Source organism: Kitasatospora sp. NPDC054939, from assembly GCF_053610105.1.
Map to the genome: position 1 here is coordinate 1 of NZ_JBSGXP010000304.1, position 1,827 is coordinate 1,827.

1 rRNA gene is annotated in these 1,827 nt (G+C 56.9%); it reads left to right on the forward strand.

The features are described 5' to 3' along the window. A 23S ribosomal RNA gene (locus tag ACWGB8_RS38480) occupies window positions 1–1,825 on the forward strand; the annotation flags it as partial. Window positions 1,826–1,827: the final 2 nt, after the last annotated feature.

Here is a 1,827-nt window from a genome sequence, read left to right on the forward strand (position 1 = left end):
GATGGGTAGGGGAGCGTCGTGTGCCGGGTGAAGCGGCGGTGGAAACCAGTCGTGGACGGTATACGAGTGAGAATGCAGGCATGAGTAGCGATACAAGAGTGAGAAACTCTTGCGCCGATTGACCAAGGGTTCCTGGGTCAAGCTGATCTGCCCAGGGTAAGTCGGGACCTAAGGCGAGGCCGACAGGCGTAGTCGATGGACAACGGGTTGATATTCCCGTACCCGCTTTGAAGCGCCAACGCTGAACCGAGTGATGCTAAGCCCGTGAAGCCGGCCCGGAGTCTTCGGACGATGGGACGTGGTGGAGCCGGTGACCCGACCTCGTAGTAGGTGAGCGATGGGGTGACGCAGGAAGGTAGTCCAGCCCGGGCGGTGGTTGTCCCGGGGTAAGGGTGTAGGACGAACGGTAGGCAAATCCGCCGTTCACGTAGTCTGAGACCTGATGCCGAGCCGATTGTGGTGAAGTGGATGATCCTATGCTGTCGAGAAAAGCCTCTAGCGAGTTTCATGGCGGCCCGTACCCCAAACCGACTCAGGTGGTCAGGTAGAGAATACCGAGGCGTTCGGGTGAACTATGGTTAAGGAACTCGGCAAAATGCCCCCGTAACTTCGGGAGAAGGGGGGCCATTCCTGGTGATGATCTTTACGGTCTGAGCTGGGGGTGGCCGCAGAGACCAGCGAGAAGCGACTGTTTACTAAAAACACAGGTCCGTGCGAAGCCGTAAGGCGATGTATACGGACTGACGCCTGCCCGGTGCTGGAACGTTAAGGGGACCGGTTAGCTCCATTTCGGTGGGGCGAAGCTGAGAACTTAAGCGCCAGTAAACGGCGGTGGTAACTATAACCATCCTAAGGTAGCGAAATTCCTTGTCGGGTAAGTTCCGACCTGCACGAATGGCGTAACGACTTCTCGACTGTCTCAACCATAGGCCCGGTGAAATTGCATTACGAGTAAAGATGCTCGTTTCGCGCAGCAGGACGGAAAGACCCCGGGACCTTTACTATAGCTTGATATTGGTGTTCGGTTCGGCTTGTGTAGGATAGGTGGGAGACTTTGAAGCAGCAACGCCAGTTGTTGTGGAGTCGTCGTTGAAATACCACTCTGGTCGTGCTGGATGTCTAACCTGGGTCCGTGATCCGGATCAGGGACAGTGTCTGGTGGGTAGTTTAACTGGGGCGGTTGCCTCCTAAAGGGTAACGGAGGCGCCCAAAGGTTCCCTCAGCCTGGTTGGCAATCAGGTGTTGAGTGTAAGTGCACAAGGGAGCTTGACTGTGAGACTGACGGGTCGAGCAGGTACGAAAGTAGGGACTAGTGATCCGGCGGTGGCTTGTGGAAGCGCCGTCGCTCAACGGATAAAAGGTACCCCGGGGATAACAGGCTGATCTTCCCCAAGAGTCCATATCGACGGGATGGTTTGGCACCTCGATGTCGGCTCGTCGCATCCTGGGGCTGGAGTAGGTCCCAAGGGTTGGGCTGTTCGCCCATTAAAGCGGTACGCGAGCTGGGTTTAGAACGTCGTGAGACAGTTCGGTCCCTATCCGCTGTGCGCGTAGGAGTGTTGAGAAGGGCTGTCCCTAGTACGAGAGGACCGGGACGGACGAACCTCTGGTGTGCCAGTTGTCCTGCCAAGGGCATGGCTGGTTGGCTACGTTCGGGAGGGATAACCGCTGAAAGCATCTAAGCGGGAAGCCTGCTTCGAGATGAGCACTCCCACCACCTTTGAGTGGGTAAGGCTCCCAGTAGACGACTGGGTTGATAGGCCGGATATGGAAGCCCAGTAATGGGTGGAGTTGACCGGTACTAATAGGCCGAGGGCTTGTCCTCAG